At 41.7% G+C, this 17,199-nt stretch carries 13 protein-coding genes and 1 tRNA gene; 1 reads left to right on the forward strand and 13 read right to left on the reverse strand.

Annotated features, from left to right (window positions below; translation table 11 throughout):
• Window positions 1–275: 275 nt before the first annotated feature.
• From dnaG to PYS60_RS04420, 12 genes are all read right to left on the reverse strand, one after another.
• Window positions 276–2,147: a DNA primase gene (dnaG, locus tag PYS60_RS04365; protein ID WP_315567987.1), complete on the reverse strand. Its 1,872-nt coding sequence runs from the start codon at window positions 2,145–2,147 to the stop codon at window positions 276–278.
• A gap of 60 nt (window positions 2,148–2,207) precedes the next feature.
• A complete protein-coding gene (gene scfB / locus PYS60_RS04370) occupies window positions 2,208–3,701 on the reverse strand; it encodes a thioether cross-link-forming SCIFF peptide maturase (RefSeq protein WP_315567989.1) in 1,494 nt (497 codons plus the stop codon).
• A gap of 139 nt (window positions 3,702–3,840) precedes the next feature.
• Entirely contained in the window at window positions 3,841–3,987 is a 147-nt protein-coding gene (scfA, locus tag PYS60_RS04375; RefSeq protein WP_315567990.1) for a six-cysteine ranthipeptide SCIFF, read from the reverse strand.
• A 17-nt stretch (window positions 3,988–4,004) separates the two neighbouring features.
• The gene (gene yajC, locus PYS60_RS04380; RefSeq protein WP_315567991.1) at window positions 4,005–4,352 is read right to left on the reverse strand and encodes a preprotein translocase subunit YajC; all 348 of its coding nucleotides are present in this window, start codon (window positions 4,350–4,352) and stop codon (window positions 4,005–4,007) included.
• Window positions 4,353–4,472: 120 nt separating this feature from the next.
• Complete coding sequence (gene tgt / locus PYS60_RS04385) at window positions 4,473–5,660, reverse strand: tRNA guanosine(34) transglycosylase Tgt (protein WP_315567993.1); 1,188 nt, start codon at window positions 5,658–5,660, stop codon at window positions 4,473–4,475.
• A 13-nt stretch (window positions 5,661–5,673) separates the two neighbouring features.
• A complete protein-coding gene (gene queA / locus PYS60_RS04390) occupies window positions 5,674–6,726 on the reverse strand; it encodes a tRNA preQ1(34) S-adenosylmethionine ribosyltransferase-isomerase QueA (RefSeq protein ID WP_315567994.1) in 1,053 nt (350 codons plus the stop codon).
• A 114-nt stretch (window positions 6,727–6,840) separates the two neighbouring features.
• Complete coding sequence (gene trmFO, locus PYS60_RS04395) at window positions 6,841–8,265, reverse strand: methylenetetrahydrofolate--tRNA-(uracil(54)-C(5))-methyltransferase (FADH(2)-oxidizing) TrmFO (RefSeq protein ID WP_315567995.1); 1,425 nt, start codon at window positions 8,263–8,265, stop codon at window positions 6,841–6,843.
• Window positions 8,262–10,535, reverse strand: coding sequence for a type I DNA topoisomerase (gene topA / locus PYS60_RS04400; protein WP_315567996.1), 2,274 nt, complete (start codon window positions 10,533–10,535; stop codon window positions 8,262–8,264). Before topA ends, trmFO begins: the two co-directional genes overlap by 4 nt.
• A gap of 168 nt (window positions 10,536–10,703) precedes the next feature.
• Entirely contained in the window at window positions 10,704–12,020 is a 1,317-nt protein-coding gene (gene dprA / locus PYS60_RS04405; RefSeq protein WP_315567998.1) for a DNA-processing protein DprA, read from the reverse strand.
• The gene (locus tag PYS60_RS04410; RefSeq protein WP_315567999.1) at window positions 12,007–13,725 is read right to left on the reverse strand and encodes a magnesium chelatase domain-containing protein; all 1,719 of its coding nucleotides are present in this window, start codon (window positions 13,723–13,725) and stop codon (window positions 12,007–12,009) included. The genes dprA and PYS60_RS04410 overlap by 14 nt, the downstream gene beginning before the upstream one ends.
• A 278-nt stretch (window positions 13,726–14,003) precedes the next feature.
• On the reverse strand, window positions 14,004–15,101 hold the full coding sequence (ychF, locus tag PYS60_RS04415) for a redox-regulated ATPase YchF (protein WP_315568000.1): 1,098 nt from the start codon (window positions 15,099–15,101) through the stop codon (window positions 14,004–14,006).
• A 113-nt stretch (window positions 15,102–15,214) separates the two neighbouring features.
• A tRNA-Arg gene (locus tag PYS60_RS04420) sits at window positions 15,215–15,288 on the reverse strand.
• A 166-nt stretch (window positions 15,289–15,454) separates the two neighbouring features.
• Here PYS60_RS04420 and ung point away from each other — a divergent pair.
• A complete protein-coding gene (gene ung / locus PYS60_RS04425; RefSeq protein ID WP_315568002.1) occupies window positions 15,455–16,099 on the forward strand; it encodes a uracil-DNA glycosylase in 645 nt (214 codons plus the stop codon).
• A gap of 51 nt (window positions 16,100–16,150) precedes the next feature.
• On the opposite strand, the gene PYS60_RS04430 is transcribed toward ung, so the two are convergent.
• Window positions 16,151–16,768: a serine hydrolase gene (locus PYS60_RS04430; protein ID WP_315568003.1), complete on the reverse strand. Its 618-nt coding sequence runs from the start codon at window positions 16,766–16,768 to the stop codon at window positions 16,151–16,153.
• Between the last annotated feature and the right edge of the window lie 431 nt (window positions 16,769–17,199).

Genomic DNA, 17,199 nt, shown 5'->3' on the forward strand with positions numbered 1-17,199 from the left:
GATTTTGTAACTTTAGCAGACTTGGTAGCCTTGGAAGCTGATTTTTTCTTGTTATCAACCAAGTTCTCCTCATTTTGTGTCTTATCATTCTCTGAACTTACAGTTGTTGTTTTTTTCACCATAAAGCACCTGCTTTCGCTATTTGTTTACGCTTATATTTGCCTATAAACATACATGGTTAATTATACCACAATCCCGGTTTTTATTTATTTTGCTTATTTCTTGACGGTATCCGGCAATAGGTCGCTGTCCGTCGCATCGTATATCACAATATATCAACGTTTCAATTCCCAGAATTTGCGGCTCAAACTTTGATATTGCTGCCGTAACTTATCTTTTTCCGCTTCGGAGCTGAAATCATCATTACGCAAACGCCAGGAAATATAATTAATTCGTCGTTTTAATTCATATCGTTGTAATTCCGATAAATTGTGGCTTAAGCTCTCTTGGCTCAGCTTACTGTCTTTTATCGAAGATTCCTGCAAAAACAAACGAGTGATTTGATCTTTATCCTTCAACGAAACAGCTGAATTACTTAAAATATTAAGTAAAGTCGGAGCATCAAAAGTATTTTTCATTAAAGCTTGCCGGCATTGAAGCCAAAGTGCTTGTATCTCTTTGACATTCTGCAAACAATTATCAATCGCCGCCGCAAAATTTTGATAAAGTGAATTATCATTGCAAAGCAACCATAAAATATTAACAAAGGCCGGCGGAATAGCCATACTCGGCTCATTAACCGGAGGCTGTTGCTTAACTTCCGGTAAAATTACTTTAGCTGCTTCAGGTCTTTCCATTTCTCGAGTTTCATAACGTAAACTGCGCTGATACTGTTGAAATTCCTGAGTATTCTTATAATATTTCACTTCATCGGCAATCGTCGACTCATCATAAGAGGCAACTAACTTACAAACTTCCTTCAAAGCTCTGGCATATTCCAAAGGACTGTTAATTGCTGCCAAAATTCTGATAGCTGCCTGAAAAAATACCGACTCATCAAAAGAACCGTCAGCCTGTTCGGCTTGAGCGAAAGCCGTATTTAAGCGCCAGTTCAAAGCCGGTTCCGCCTGTAAAATTAAATTGTTAAAAGCCTCAATCCCAAACTTTTTCACAAATTCATCCGGATCTTTAGCCTGCTTAACTTTTAAGACTTTAGGGCTTAATCCTTGTAACTCCAGGCGTTGCAGACTCAAATATGTCGCTTTTTGTCCGGCAGCATCGCTGTCCAGGCACATTATCACCTGTCTGTCCAAAAGCTTTAATAAACGCACCTGTTTATGTGTAAGGGCCGTACCCAGACAGGCTACAACATTATGGTAACCGCGACTTAATAGGCTTATAGCATCCATATAACCTTCTACAACCAGAATTTCAGGCGCATTAAATTTCTTAGCAAAATTATAAGCGTACAAATGCTCACCTTTAGTATATATAGGCGTTTCAGGCGAATTAATATACTTCGGCTTGCTGTCATCAAGTACCCGTCCACCGAAAGCAATTACCCGGCCATAGCGATCCATGATCGGAAAAATTAAACGTCGACGAAAAAGATCATATAAACTGTTGTTCTTAATCCGCACCAAACCGGAAGCCAGCATTTCCTTTTCGCTGAATCCCGATTTTTGTAAATATTTTACCAGCAAATCACGTTGATCCAAAGCTGCGCCCAAGCCGTAATTTCCGCAAGCTGTCGCACTCAACTCTCTTGTACGCAAATAATTAACCATCTCGGCAGCAGCCGGACTTCTTAAAGCCGCATAATAAAATTTTGCCGCCGAATTAGCCAGCAGGAATTGTCTTTTCTGTTCCTGATAATGTTCCTGTTCTTTAGTATTTCTACGAGACGACGAAGCTTGCCAATCAATGTGTAAACGCTTGGCTAAAAACTCCAAAGCTTCCTTCCACTCCAAATGTTCTATGTCCCGGATAAACGCTACACAATCGCCGCCTTTGTGGCAACCGAAGCAATAATATATCTGCTTGGTCGCCGAAACACTGAACGAAGGAGTTTTCTCGTGATGAAAAGGACAAATACCGAAGTAATTGTTCGAACTTTTTTTTTGCAAGCTGACATATTCACTGACCAAATCGACAATGTCAATCTGATCTTTTACTTGCTGATATATATCATCTTTCGTGTATTCCACCACCGTTAAACTCCTCGTTAAAAGGTACAATAACCCCCATCTGCCGGCTGCGTGGGAATATCAACAATGCGGACCGGCTGCACTTTCCGTATCACAACCGCCACCGCAACCGCTGCCGCAAACTGCTACATCGGCAATATCCGGCTGAATGGTAGCCTGCAAGCCGCCGCGTTCTTTAGCTTTAATCCACAAAGAACATTCCAAGCGTTTCTGTTCCATAATGCAACCTATTTTATAGTTCTTATGTAAATCGCTGTTCTGGTGCCAGTTATTGGCCGGACAACCGCCGCCGCAATGATAACGTGACCAACAACCTAAACACTCTTTGGAATTAAGCGTAAAAAGGTCTTTGAATTTTGCCTGTACTTTTTTGTCAAGCTCATCCGGTTCCGTATCATTCACATTGCCCATTATGTATTCTTCTTCTCCCACAAATTGGTGGCAGGGATAGATAGTTCCGTTAGGTGTTACGGCAATATACTCAGTTCCGACGCCGCAGCCTTTATAACGTTTGAAAGCACAGGCACCGCCTTCAAGCTGCACGTTGAAATGGAAGAAACGATAAGGATGCTCACCGTTTTTGGTGTTTTGATAGTGAACTGCCAATTTTTCGTATTCATCCAGGATTTTCGGGATATCACTGTTGCGCAGGCGGAAATCATCCGTCGGTTTAGCTACAACAGGTTCCATACTGATCTGACGCAAATCCAAGTTGGCCAAATGCTTCACATCTTCGCTGAAGTCGGTGTTGTAATGCGTAAAAGTACCGCGCACATAATACTCTTTATTGCCGCGATCCTGTACGAACTTTTTAATTTTCGGCATAACATGGGCATACGAACCGTGTCCGCCGACAGCCGGGCGCAATCTGTCCTGAATTTCCGGGCGACCGTCAATTGAAAGCACGCAATTCTTCATGTGCTCATTAATGAATTTTGTTCGTTCGTCATTAAGCAATAAAGCGTTGGTGGTTACCGTCATACGAATCTTTTTATTATGCTTCGGACCTTCTTCTTCACAGTACAAAGTCAAAGCTTTGAGAACTTTCCAGTTCATCAACGGTTCACCGCCGAAAAAGTCTATATCCAAATTACGACGCGGACCTGAAGCCTTAATCAAAAAATCAACCGCTTTTTTACCTGTTTCAAAAGATAACATATCCCGATGGCCGGTAGCATAATCGCCGCAGGAAGCAAAGCAATATTGACAGCGCAAATTACAGTCGTGGCTGACGTGCAGACACATGGATTTAATTTTCGGCGCAGCCGGATAAAGTTGTTCAGGCTTAATTTCCGCCGTCTTGGCGCCGATATGACCGCTTTCAATAAAAGGCAAAAGTTCCTGCCAGCATTTTTCCAGTTCATCTTTATTCAAGTTATTCATTACTGCCAGCAAATGTCGTTCATCCTCGGCTAAGGTCGGAGGATTGTTGCAATTTACCAACTCCGCTACCGCCTTTAATAATACCCAGGCGTACTCATCACAACAAACCAAAGCTTGGGTTTCAGCATCATATACGAGCTTATCTCCCTGCATTTCAAAACAATGTAACATGTTCTCTCCTCAGCCTTACCGGCATAAAATATAATATTTCAAATAACAATCAGCAAAAAGCTTCCTTATGAGCTCCTTACTGTGAAAAGAAAGAGCCGCAAAACGGCTCTTTGAAAAGTTCTTACAATTACCGTTTTTATTATTCGGCAATACGTTCACAAGGTTGGTTACCTACCGTACAACTTGTCTTACATGCCGACTGACATGAAGTTTGGCATTCGCCGCAAGCTGCACCTACAGCATAAAGCTTGGTTGAACCCTTACTAATCATGGTAAAATGTGTCATTCTACAGCCTCCTCAACTTACTTTTTCTTCTCGGACTTGGCCGCTTGAGCTGTGGTCGGCTGTTGCATAAGATTTATGGCATCACGCCGAAATGTCACCATAGTTTGGGCGACGCTGCTGGCAATAGTGATATCATCGTCTTTAATATTAACGATTTTACCGACTAAGCCGCCGATTGTAATAACCTGATCTCCGACTTTCAGCTTGGAACGCTCCAACTTCTGTCGTTTCTCCGATCGTCTTTGCGGTAAAATCATCACCACATAAAGAACAACCAACATAATAACGCTGAAAGCAACCGTAGCGAGCGTCCCGCCCATCGGCGATTCTGCGGCCAAAACAACATTCCGTGCAGCATTAAGCATAAACAAAAACCCCTTGATCAAACTATTTACTATATTTTAGCTGAAATGACTTGCACTAGCAAGTAAACATAACAGCATTTTTGTGACTCGAGCGGCGGCAGCTACCGTTAATAGCGGTAATCATCTGTTTTTGGTAAAACCTTGTTTATCGCCGTAATTGGAATTGCTGTAAAATTCCGTTCTGAAGTCGAGCGCCGCATCGGCAAAAATCGCCGCCCGTAACTTGGCGGTAAAATTCTGCAGGAATTGCAGATTATGCCACGACATGAGCCTCAAGCCGAAAATTTCCCGGCATTTCAACAAATGGCGAATATAAGCACGGGTATAATTTTTACAGGCATAACAATTACAATCAACTTCAATAGGCTCAAATGCGGCTGCATTTTTCGCATCTCTGATAATTTCCCGACCATGCCACGTTAAAGCCGAACCGTTACGTCCTATTCTTGTAGGTAAAACACAGTCGAACATATCTATACCGCGTAAAGTTCCTTCCAAAATATAATCCGGCGTACCGACTCCCATGAGATAATGCGGCTTATTTTCAGGCAAATAAGGTCTGACGGCATCGAGCATAGCATTCATCAAAGCCGGCGGTTCACCGATACTTAAACCTCCGATAGAATAACCGGGTAAGTCAAAAGCTGTAATTTCTTTAGCAGCCTGTACTCTCAAATCGGCAAACATTCCGCCTTGAATAATACCGAACAAAGCCTGTTTCTGCGGGTTCTGATGGGCCTTGACACATCGCTCCAGCCACCTTGCAGTTCGCTCCATGGAATCTTCTATATAAGCTCGGTCGGCATCATACGGCGCACACTCATCAAAAGCCATTATTATATCGGCTCCCAATTTATTTTCAATCGTGATAGCTTTTTCCGGCGACAGAAACTGAGCCGATCCGTCCAATTCCGAGCGGAAATAAACGCCTTCTTCTTTTATATGGCGTAAATCGCTCAAGCTCCAGACTTGGAAGCCGCCGCTATCAGTTAAAATGGCACCTTTCCAATTCATAAACTTATGTAAACCGCCTGCTGCCTGTACAATATCTTCGCCCGGGCGCATCCACAGATGGTAGGTGTTGGCAAGTATAATACGTGACCCCATATTCCATATTTCTTCCGGTGCCATACATTTCACTGTCGCCTGCGTACCTACCGGCATAAAAGTCGGCGTTTCTATATCTCCGTGCGGAGTATGCAAGATACCTGCACGAGCGCCGCTTTGACGGCAAACATGTTGCAACTCGAACCATACGGGATATTTTTCAGCTAATTCCTGTGTTGTCAGATCTTTGCTCAGCATCATTACCTCTCAATGTTTATTTATTTTTAAAATCGTGCATGTCCTGACGATGAATCAACATTGCATCACCGAAACTATAAAAGCGATAACGTTCTTTAATAGCATGATCATATGCTGCGAAAATTTCCGCTTTTCCGGCCAAAGCCGATACCAGCATCATCAAAGTCGATTCCGGCAGATGGAAGTTGGTAATCATCCCGTCAACAATTTTGAAACGATATCCGGGATAAATAAAAATACTTGTATCTCCGTGTTGGGCCCGTACTTTGCCCTGTTCATCGGCAACTGTTTCCAACACCCGACAGGATGTGGTTCCGACAGCAATAGTTCTGCCGCCGGCTGCCTTACGGGCATTAATAATTTCGGCAGTTTTTTCCGGCATAACGTAATATTCCGTATGCATATGATGCTCTTCCACATTTTCAACTTTGACCGGTCTGAATGTACCTAAACCGACATGCAAAGTCAAATAAACCGGTAAAATATCCATATCTGCCAATTTTTGCAATAATTCTTTGGTAAAATGCAAACCGGCAGTCGGAGCTGCAGCGGAACCTTCTTCTTTAGCATAAACAGTCTGATAACGATTCTGATCCTTTAATTTCTCGTGAATATAAGGAGGCAGCGGCATAGTTCCTGCTTTATCCAATATTTCTTCCCAGACTCCCTGAAATTCAAAATGGACAATTCTGGAGCCGTCATCACTGTAATCCAAAATTTCGGCACTTAATTCTCCCGGAAGAAAAGTAATTTTACTACCTACTTTCAAGCGCCGGCCGGGATTAACAAGGCATTGCCAGTCAGTGGCATTAATACGTTTGAGAAGCAGGACTTCTACCGGCCTTTGCATGCCTGCACGCGTTCCTATCAATCTGGCCGGCATTACCTTCGTATCATTCAAGACCAACGTATCTCCCGGACGTAAAAATTCCGGTAAATTATAAAAATGGCTGTCACGCAGTTCATTCAAGTCATCCACTACCAGAAGTCTTGACTCATCACGCCTTTCCGTCGGGCTTTGTGCAATCAATTCCAACGGTAAATCATAGGCAAAATCACTTGTTTTCACACTAATTTCCTCGGTTCTTCCAACATTAACCTTCTATATCCTAATTAAGTTTTACTTAAGAATAGTACTTTATTATAGCGCAACTTCATAAACACCGTATGTATATCAACGCTTTTATTCCGCTGTCCCTGCTTCTCTTTCTGCCACCAAAGCTTTTTTCCAGGCAGCCAATGCACAATTCTGTCGCTTGGCCATACTTGAATTTGCCGGAAAATACGGTTGAATTTCTTCTTGCAAATATTTGCTTAAGTGCTCCAAACTCAAAGCGGAATAAGACATGCCCTTAAGTTTCTTATCCCGATAAGTTTGAGCAAGCGCCGGCAAGATTCCCATATTTGCCGTCATCGGTTGGAAATCTTTCTGCTCATGCGTAACATAAGAAATCAAAGATCCCAACATCGTTACAGGCGGTAATGGCGGATTTTTTTTGCCCTGTAAACGCATATAAACCGAAATTGCCGCCCAAATACCGGAGCTTATTGCCGGAACATAACCTTCCATCCCCGTTATTTGCCCGGCAAAAAAGAGGTAAGGCAAATTCTTAGTTGATAAATCAGGCTGCAAAAAAGCCGGACTATGCAGATAAGTATTACGATGCATTACTCCGTAACGGGAAAATTCAGCTTGTTTTAACGCCGGGATCAAAGAGAATACCCGTTTTTGTTCCGACCATTTCAACTGCGTTTGAAAGCCGACCATGTTATATAAAGTCCGTGCAGAATTATCCTGTCTTAATTGCACACAGGCATACGGTCTTTTGCCGGTATGCGGGTCAATTAAGCCTACCGGTTTGAGCGGCCCGAACAGCAAAGACTTATAACCGGTCAAAGCTATCTGTTCTACCGGCATACAACCTTGAAACAACAATTTCTTTTCAAAGTCGTGCACCTCTGCCCTTTCAGCATTGACTAAAGCATCATAGAAGATATCATACTCTTCTTTAGTCATCGGACAATTTAGGTAGGCCGCTTCACCTCTTTCGTACCGTGACATGTAAAAGGCTCGTTCCATGTCCAGCGAATCTTTTTCAACTAAGGGTGCCTGAGCGTCAAAGAAATACGCCTGTGCTGTATCGTTGCCCGCTTTTTTCAACGAAAGCTGCAAATTATCTAAAAATTTTCCGTCACTCAGCGGACCGGTCGCTACTATTTGATAATCATGTTCTGTAAGTTCTGTTGCTTTTTCAGAACGTAAATTAATCAGTTTTTCCTGTTTTATCGCTTCAGTTACTGCAGCTGAAAAAGCCGTACGATCAACAGCTAAAGCCCCGCCTGCTTCCACTTGGCAATTTTGGGCAATTTCCAATAATCTTGAGCCTAAGGCCGTCGCTTCCGCTTTAAGCATGCCGGAGGCTACATACGGTCTTTTGGCTTTCAAAGAATTGGAACAAACAAGTTCCGCCAAATAATTGCTTGTATAAACAACTTTCGGCGAAGTAAACTTTTCTTCGATCAAGTCTACTGTAACTCCCAGTTCAGCCAAAGTTAAAGCTGCTTCACATCCGGCTAAACCGCCGCCGTAGATAATTACTTCACTCATTCGTCAGCCTCTGATTTCTCTTTTTCATCTTTTTCACTCTTAGCAGTTTTGGCTTTAGTTTTCGTCTTAGTTTTCGGCTTTTTTTCTCGCGCTGTTGTCTTTTTATTTTCAGTTGCATCAGTTTCGGAAGTTTCATTAACTTCGGACTGAGCTTTTTTATTTTTCTTGGCACGAGAAGGACAATTTTCGTTGGAGCATATCACGCTCTTTTGCCGACGATAAATTCTTTCTTCCTTATATGCCCCGCAAAGTTCACATTTTTCGGCAAGCGGTAAATTCCAGCTGATAAACGCACAATTGGGGTCAAGCGATTTATCGCAAACATAGAATATTTTTCGCCGCTTATGTGATTTCATGGAAATTACAGGTGATGAACACAAAGGACACAAAGCAGCTGTTTTAGTGTATACATTGTGGGTATATTGACATTCCGGGAAGCGTTCGCAAGCGATAAATTGTCCGAATCTGCCGTCTTTGTAAACCAAATCTCCTTTTTGACATTCCGGACATTTTTCTCCTGTTTTCTTGACGGCAAGTTCAACTTTCGCCAAATTTTCCTTCGCGTTCTCAATATCCCGGCTGAAAGGTGCGTAAAATTCTCGCAAAACCTGCACATAATCTTTTTTGCCCGCTTCTACCTGATCCAAATCATCTTCCATCTCTTTAGTGAAAGAAATATCCACGATTTTAGCAAAATTACTTTCTAAAAAAGATGTAACGACCGTGCCTAATTCTGTCGGCTGCAGATTGCGCTCTACCTTTTCGGCGTAACCTCTATCCATAATTGTTCTGATCGTCGGCGCATAAGTTGAAGGTCTGCCGATACCTTTTTCTTCCATTAATTTAATCAAAGAAGCTTCTGTATAGCGTTTAGGCGGAGCGGTAAATTTTTGCTCCTTTTTTAATTTACGAATATTCAGTTCTTCTCCTTCAGTTAAAGCCGGCAAAAGATTGTCTTTTACTCCTTCAGTCTGATTCTCTTCCACATTGCGACTGTTGAATGCCGCTAAAAAGCCTTCTTTCAACAATCTTTCACCCTTAGCCTTGAATATATACGTGTCATTTACCGCAATATCTAATTTTTCTGTAGAATAAAGGGCCGGCAACATTTGTGATGCCAAAAACTTTTGAAATATCATTTTATAAAGCTGAAATTGCTCATTTGTTAAACCTGATTGTACTTTTTCCGGTGTCAATTCAAAATGAGTCGGCCTGATAGCCTCATGGGCATCCTGGCTGGCACCTTTGTTTTTGTAATAATTAGGTTTGGCGGGTAAAGCTGCTTCACCGAATTCGCTTGCAATCAGATTACGTGCCGCACTTAAAGCTTCCTCCGATATCCGCACCGAGTCGGTACGAATGTAACTTATTAATGAAGTCTGACCGATACCTTTAATTTCAACGCCTTCATACAGTTGTTGTGCTACTTTCATGGTCCTTGAGGAACTGAAGCCTAAACGCCAGGAAGCTTCCTGTTGTAAGGTGGAAGTTGTATAAGGTGGCGAAGGCTGACGTTTACGCTCACCTTTTTTGATTGCAACAACTTCGGCTTTTTTGCCCTGCAAATCGTTAAATACAGCTAAAGCTGCCGATTCATCGGCCAATTTATCTTTGACCTGCTTGCCGTTTAAGGATTTTCCGTAATATTCCGCCGTCAAAGCATTCCCGCTCCCATTAACGAATTCTCCGGTAATCAACCAATATTCTTCCGGTACAAAAGCGGCAATTTCCCGCTCTTTGTCAACTAAAATTTTAGTTGCTACGGATTGTACTCTACCTGCAGACAAACCTTTACGTATTTTTTGCCATAAAACCGGACTTAATTCATAACCTACCAATCTGTCCAGTATGCGTCTGGCCTGTTGAGCATTAACCAGATTAACATTTAAGGTCCGTGGCTTTTGTACGGCCTGTCTTACCGCATTTTGAGTAATTTCATTGAACGTTACTCGAACCGGCGCCTGTTCTTCAATATTTAAGACTTTCTCCAAATGCCAACCGATAGCTTCTCCTTCCCGATCAGGGTCGGTAGCAATAAAAACGCAATCGGCTTTTTCGGCTTTAGATTTCAGGTCGCTGATAACTTTTTCTTTGCCGCGCATATTGATATAACGCGGTTTAAAATCGTGCTTAATATCTACGCCCAAGCTCATAGACGGCAAATCACGAATATGGCCTACGGAAGCAGCTATAACATATTCATCGCCCAAATAACGATTAATAGTTTTGGCTTTGGCGGGTGACTCTACAATTAACAACTTTTTTCCCATGTTCTTATCCTCATTACGTGCAGCAATTAATCCTAAAGCAGCATACTACCATTAATTCAGTATATTTGACAAATAGACGAAGATAATTTATCACCATTAGCGAGTTTTGTCATGACTTTAAGGTTGTTACGCCGAATTTTTTCGCAAAAAACTCATGTCGCAGGCGCTCTAAGTGAGATAATAGCGTAATCCCGTCATTTTTATCTTACCTGTCAGTTTCATTTTCTCTAATGTTATCAAAAAGTCCTCCAAATTAATTTTTTGTGTTTGCGAACAGACCCGATACAACTCCTCCTGTACCATACCGTTGTTTAATTGTAATTTTTGCTGAATTTCAGCTGCTAATTTGTCGGCAAACAATTTTTCATCCGCCTCTGCCGGCGCGTTTTTTTCTTGCGGCTCAACAACAATTTTATTTTGTATTTTCATTTCCAATTTATACGATGTATAGCGACAACTTGCCTGTAAATGTTCCAATAATGACTCGGGCGATAAATAAGGCGGACAGCCTTCGGCTATCAGATTGTTACAGCCACAACTGAAAGCTTGATTTACAGCTCCCGGGACTGCTAAAACTTCTCTTCCCTGATCCGAAGCAAAATTAGCCGTAATTAAGCTGCCGCTGCTTTTGGCCGCCTCAACAATTAAAGTCACTTGGCACAGTCCGCTTATTAAGCGATTGCGGGCAGCAAAATATTGCGGTTTAGCCTTTTCCCATGGCAAAAATTCACTGATAGCCGCTCCCCGTAAAATGATTTCCTGTAAAATATCCCGGTGTTTTACGGGATAGCACTCCCCGCAACCGTTAGGCAAAACGGCTATCGGCGTCAAATTAGCCGCTAAAGTATAGCGGTGCGCCGTAATATCACAGCCGTATGCCAAACCGCTGACAATATTAATTTTATAAAATGACAGATACGTTATCAGCTCTTTAATAACCCTCTCGCCGTAGGGTGTCATTTTCCTTGAACCTACTATCGCCAATCCCGGCACTGTACTATGTAAACTCGTTATATTACCCGCGTAGAAAATACACGCCGGTGCTGCTGAAATTTCTTTTAACAGCGGCGGAAAAGTAGGTTCAAAATCCATAACAAAATGTAAGTCTGCCGTCAAATAGCTGCTGTTATTGTTCAGAATACGAATAATATAATGAAAAATAGTTTCAGCTGCAGCAAATCGTTCTTTCGCTTTGTAAAGTAAATTAAGCCGACTGAATGTCGCTCTTTTTTGCCATTCCGCTTCATAATAAAGCAGAACCGAATCGGTAAAACGTAAGCACCAATTTTGCAGAAGTTCCGCTTTTGCCGGGCGCATATCCGGACAATTTTTGATTAATATTGTTAAATTACGCCGAGATATTTGTAATACTTGTGCTAAAAGGCAAAGATATGTACCGGCAACAAAATTCAGGCAATGTAATTCATCGGCTGCCGCTTGTAAATTCCAATCAGGATTGCTATTAATCACATTAAGCGCATTCACGTTGTATTTCCTCCGGTATTTCAATATATGCCGCCGCTTCAATAAAATTCTGTATGTTACATTCTCGTCCCTGAAAATCGGCTAAAGTTAAAGCCAGCGCTCGTAAGTACAGTAAGCGTCGAAATGAAAGGTGACGCGCATAATGCATTGTGTTGATAAAATCCTGCATTTCTGTTGTCAAAACCTGTATTTTGCTCAGTTCTGCCAAATTCAATTGCGCATTCAAACAATATCTGTGACACAAAGAATAATTACGTTCTCTTTGAAAGTTACGACACTTTTGAATATTATCCCGCATCTTTTCCGCCAGCAGAATTTTATCGTGTTTTGACTTATTAAGTGCCGTCTTGTCATCAACAGCTTCAGCTAAGGAATTCGGCGGCAGAATATTAAGTACAGGTAATTCTTCCCGGCGTACAAGGCAAATCATACTCAAACGATCCCACAAGGCTCCGCCTATGTGCTGATTAAATTGTTTAACCCGATATTCCGAACAGTGACAGGCGGCTAGCCACGGTTCGAACAAGTTGCCGCAAGGGCAGGGATTCATGTCACATAAGAGCTGACAGAAAGGTTGTAAGTGGACGTCTGACGGTACAGCGGATGTATCTGTAAAATTATTATCACCTGTATAGGTGAGATTTCTTTGCCAAAATTCTTCCAGACACAAAAGACTTTTGCTGCGAAATTTATTAAGTTCGCTGAGAAATAACAAGCCGCTTTTAAATTTCAGCAATTTGCCGCTTTGCCTTTGACCGTTCCATAACTGCCCGGGCAAGCTGAGGCAACCGACATCCAATAATATTTGTTCCAAGTCACGCAACTCCCGATTATAAGTTTGCCAAACCTGTTTAAGCTCATTTTCTAAAAAATAAACGGCACTATGTAATAATTCCGTTTTACCCGAACCGTTAGAACCGATAAATAGTAAAGGATGACCGCCGGCTAAAGCTATATGCAAACTGCGTTTACTGAAATCCATATTTTTCAATTCTACATAATTATCCAAAGCAATTTGTGCCTGTCGTTCTAAAGAAAGCAGCATACTTCTTTGCCGACTGTCAATTTCTTCTTGCTGATAATCCGGCAGATTTATGCTGCTGCGGGCAAGGCTCGCATTATTCCCGTTATTGGCAATGACAGCGGATAAGTTATGTAAATCTTTTAACTGACTTATACTGAAATAATCACAATTTTTAATGTTCTGCCAATATTCTTCCTTCATATCTGCCGGCAAATAGCATTTTATTTTAGGAAAGTCGGCTAATTTATAAATGTAATCCAATATAATCTTAATTTGTTGCTTATCCGCCTCATATTGCCGATAAGAAAGCAAATCACCGGTATCATTTACCTGACCGCTCAAGCTTAATTCACCGTAACTTAAACAAACAGAGGGCAATTCAATTTGTTTACTGGCAGCCAATATAGCTAAAGCAATAGGCAAATCAAATGTACTTCCCTGTTTCAATTGCGCAACCGGACTTAAATTAACAATAATCTTACCGGACGGGAAACGAAAATCAGCTGCTCTGATAGCAAACTTCACTCGTAATCTTGCTTCTTTGACGGTACTGTCCGCTCCGCCGATAATCCTAAAATCATTAATTCCGCCGCTTAAACAAACGGATATATTACATAATTGCAGTTCCTGTTGATGATTGCGAAATAAACTAAAAATATTGACATGTTGACTCTGACCCATATTAGCTTCCTATCTTTGTATTCATTCCGTCCAAAACAAAGAGCTTGAACGGAACTGTCTTCAGCATAGGGGATAATAAGGTGCATGGCAGTAGAATTTTTATTCAAAAATTCAAATTAATTCCTCGAATCGCTTTCTCAATTTACTTGCGAAAATTTGCCTGAGAATTTTATGCTACACGCTGAAATAAAACAACAAGTCACGGTGAACCGAAGCGGCAAAAAAAATGCTGCCCGTATTTCGGCGCAGCACCTTTATGTTCCGTCATATTAATAAAATCAAACATTGAAGCGGAAAAGAACAACATCGCCGTCCCGCATAATGTATTCTTTACCTTCAGATCTGACCAGACCTTTTTCTTTAGCTTTAGCTAAAGATCCGGCAGCCAATAAATCGGCATAATTGACAACTTCAGCCCGAATGAAGCCTCTTTCAAAATCGGAGTGAATTTTTCCCGCTGCTTTGGGGGCAGTACAACCGATGGGAATAGTCCAGGCACGAACTTCCTTCGGTCCGGCTGTCAAATAGGACATTAAACCCAAAAGTTTATATCCGGCTTTGATAATTCTGGCCAAGCCGCTTTGCTTCAAACCGAGATCTTCCAAGAACATAGCTTTGTCTTCGTCCGGCAGAGACGCAATTTCCGCTTCGATTTCAGCTGAAATAACTAAAGCTTCCGCCTTTTCCGCCTTGGCACGTTCACTTACCGCTTTGACAAATTTATTATTTTCTGCAGTTGCATGAATATCATCTTCGCTTACGTTGGCGACAAACAAGATCGGTTTGGCTGACAATAAGTACAATTCCTGCCAATAATCAGCTTCACTTTCATCACTGACAAAAGAGCGGGCCGAATGATTATCGTTCAGCCAGGAAAGTAAACGTTCCAGGAAATCCAACTCTTTGGCGGCTTCTTTGTTCCCGCCTTTGCAAAGTTTCTCAATTTTGGCAATTCTCTTGGTTAAAAATTCGATATCGGAAAGTATAAGTTCAGTTTCAATAATATCAATGTCTCGGGCCGGATCGGGGCTGCCGTTTACATGTACAATATTCTCATTTTCAAAGCAGCGAACGACCTGCAAAATCGCATCACATTCACGAATATGTGAAAGAAACTTATTACCTAATCCTTCACCTTTGCTGGCTCCGGCTACCAAACCGGCTATATCGACAAATTCCACTATCGCCGGTGTACATTTTTCGGCATTATATAATTTGACTAACGGTTCCAAACGTTCATCCGGCACGTTAACAATACCGATATTCGGTTCAATTGTACAAAACGGGTAATTCGCCGCTTCTGCTCCTGCCTGTGTTATTGCGTTAAATAAAGTACTTTTACCGACATTGGGTAATCCGACAATACCAATTTTCATTTCTTTCTCCCTTGTTCTGCAGTTTAATGCGCAAAGCGGATACTTAACCGGTTATTTGGGCTTCAATTCTGCTGATCAATTCTTGCCGCTCAGGGCAAATTTAAGTAATTTAATGTTCCCGAGGTGATTCGAACACCCGGCCTACCGCTTAGGAGGCGGTCGCTCTATCCGGCTGAGCTACGAGAACATTTACTGTCATATTATAAATTGAATTTCATATTATTGCCAGATTGCACTTGTGCCCTTTATTTGTTTATCGGTCAAGCACATGCTATTATGAAAAAGTCGGTTTGAAGCTGCAGCAACAGGCAGCTTGTATTATTTGAATCGACAATTCAGCGGAGGCGATACTGATGTCCAATAAATGGTTCGATATTATCAGCAAGGAAATGCAACAACCTTATTTTGCCGATTTAGCTGCTTTTGTTAAAGCGGAAAGAGCTAATTATACAGTTTACCCGCCGGCGGATAAGGTTTTTAACAGTTTTAATTTGTGCCCTTTCGACAAAGTCAAGGTTGTCATTGTCGGCCAGGATCCTTATCATCAGCCGCATCAGGCTATGGGTTTAAGTTTTTCTGTAAATAAGGGTGTGAAAATTCCACCGTCTTTGCAAAATATTTTTCAGGAACAAAAGCAATCACCGTCAAGCGGCGATTTGACACCTTGGGCCCGGCAGGGCGTGTTCCTGTTGAATCGGATTCTGACGGTCAGAGAAAATCAACCTCTAAGTCATCAAAATAAAGGCTGGGAGATTTTTACAAGTCATATTTTAGCGGAGCTTTATGCTGTTAATCGACCGTTGGTTTTTATGCTTTGGGGGAAGCAGGCTCAAAGTCTGATGCCCGAAGTTAAGCGGGCTGATCATTTGTTTTTGTGTACCAGTCATCCCAGTCCTTTGGCAGTTTATCGCGGTTTTCACGGTTGCGGCCACTTCGAGCTGGCTAATAAGTTTTTGCAGGAGCACGGTTTGACGGCAATTGATTGGCTGCTTCCCTGATCTGATCGCCTTAGCAAGAGCTTTTGCTCGCTCATCCTGCTTCCAGGCCAATCAATTTGTAATCAGCTCGTAAAGATATTTTTTCAAAGGCCTTGTTGCCGTACTTTCGCTGTTGACCGCCAAAGTACGAGCTTTTTTAGGGTTAACCAGCAAATATTGCCCGTGTTTGCCGTCAGCGCTGTAAGTGCCGTCGGCATATATACGAAATCCGTAACCGTAAGCTGTAGTTGCAGAAATATCGACATGTTTTTCGCAAGTAGCCCGCTTAATGGCATTGCGCGCCAACAGACTGCCGTCGTTTTTGCGTAAAATTTCACCCCAGGAACTCAATTGAGCCGTTGTCAAAAATAAGTCGCTCGCCCCGAATTCATAGCCGGAAGGATCCTGCAACCACTTAACTTTTTCCACCCCGACAGCTTGAAAAACAGCTTGAAGTTGACGACTCAGGCGCTGCTGCAATTGAACTTGTAAGAGTACAGATGCAAGATAGTAGGCTGCATTAGTATATAAAAAAGCAGTTCCCGGGCTTTGAGCAAAAGGCAAATGCAGGCAATAATCCAACCAGTTAAAACATTTTTTCTGCCGTAATTGCTCTCTTTCCTCGCTGAACATATGAGGTTCTGCAAAACCGCTTTGCATAGATAAAAGATCATGTACAAGTTCTTGCATGCCATCCTATCTTATTTATTGCTCCAAAATTTCTAGCAATATTATAGGCAAGATCTACATCACAAGAACTATTCCACATCCCCTTTTTTTCATAACACTTATCGTGCGTTTTGCACTGTGCATCTAATATATCTATCGGACTTTTGCCATTATTACCTTATTTTTCTGCCCTGTACATTTCATTATATGCCAATCCAATTTTAATAACTTCTTCACTTTCGTTATTTCGTCAAAGTCATTAAATACTAAACTACCTTGTTTATCGAGAACAACAGTAGATTTTTATAAGCAGAAAGGCGACAAAAAATATCGCCTTTCAATTATTGATTAGATATTATGACTAACCATTTTCCTCTTACCTAAATATTTTAAATAATAAAGGAACACACAAAATAGCTATTGCTCCTAATATACAAACACAAAATACAAAT

It is taken from the genome of Amygdalobacter indicium, from assembly GCF_029101545.1.
Lineage (GTDB): Bacteria > Bacillota > Clostridia > Saccharofermentanales > Fastidiosipilaceae > Amygdalobacter > Amygdalobacter indicium.

Excerpts from the sequence above, each read along its gene's own strand:
- scfB (WP_315567989.1), bottom strand. The coding sequence starts at position 3,701 with ATGTTACATTGTTTTGAAATGCAGGGAGATAAGCTCGTATATGATGCT.
- scfA (WP_315567990.1), bottom strand. The coding sequence starts at position 3,987 with ATGACACATTTTACCATGATTAGTAAGGGTTCAACCAAGCTTTATGCT.
- yajC (WP_315567991.1), bottom strand. The coding sequence starts at position 4,352 with ATGCTTAATGCTGCACGGAATGTTGTTTTGGCCGCAGAATCGCCGATG.
- tgt (WP_315567993.1), bottom strand. The coding sequence starts at position 5,660 with ATGATGCTGAGCAAAGATCTGACAACACAGGAATTAGCTGAAAAATAT.
- trmFO (WP_315567995.1), bottom strand. The coding sequence starts at position 8,265 with ATGAGTGAAGTAATTATCTACGGCGGCGGTTTAGCCGGATGTGAAGCA.
- topA (WP_315567996.1), bottom strand. The coding sequence starts at position 10,535 with ATGGGAAAAAAGTTGTTAATTGTAGAGTCACCCGCCAAAGCCAAAACT.
- PYS60_RS04410 (WP_315567999.1), bottom strand. The coding sequence starts at position 13,725 with ATGGGTCAGAGTCAACATGTCAATATTTTTAGTTTATTTCGCAATCAT.
- ychF (WP_315568000.1), bottom strand. The coding sequence starts at position 15,101 with ATGAAAATTGGTATTGTCGGATTACCCAATGTCGGTAAAAGTACTTTA.
- ung (WP_315568002.1), top strand. The coding sequence starts at position 15,455 with ATGTCCAATAAATGGTTCGATATTATCAGCAAGGAAATGCAACAACCT.
- PYS60_RS04430 (WP_315568003.1), bottom strand. The coding sequence starts at position 16,768 with ATGCAAGAACTTGTACATGATCTTTTATCTATGCAAAGCGGTTTTGCA.